At 33.9% G+C, this 404-nt stretch carries 1 protein-coding gene; it reads right to left on the reverse strand.

From position 1 onward, the window contains the following. Window positions 1-404: hypothetical protein (locus tag Q0733_RS13020; RefSeq protein WP_298782774.1), on the reverse strand; the 404-nt coding region annotated here is incomplete at both ends.

Here is a 404-nt window from a genome sequence, read left to right on the forward strand (position 1 = left end):
CCTGTTGGTGTAACTGTATTTGGTACAATACGTAAAGGCACTATGTCTGCGCCAGGTGTTTCTTCAGTATTTATGTCTAACATTGCTTCAGGTGTATTGGTATTTATACCAATTTTACCACCTGCTTCTAAAAATAGTCTATAATCTGCAACATCAGATTCCTCAAAGTTTAGGTTATCTCCATCCAAATCCCAATTCCATTTTGAGACTCCAGTGGCATCTTGAAGTGCCATCACTTCATTACCATTTGCTTTAATAACTAATGAATGATCATTATAAGTAGTTGCTTGGTTAATTAAAACTTGATTTTTTGTATCGTGTAGTTTTAATTTTTCTACATTGTTAGATTTTAATACAAGTGCTTGTGCATCTGTTGTACCTACAAAATCTGTTGCAGATGATGT

The sequence above is a fragment of the uncultured Polaribacter sp. genome (assembly GCF_947500975.1).
Lineage (GTDB): Bacteria > Bacteroidota > Bacteroidia > Flavobacteriales > Flavobacteriaceae > Polaribacter.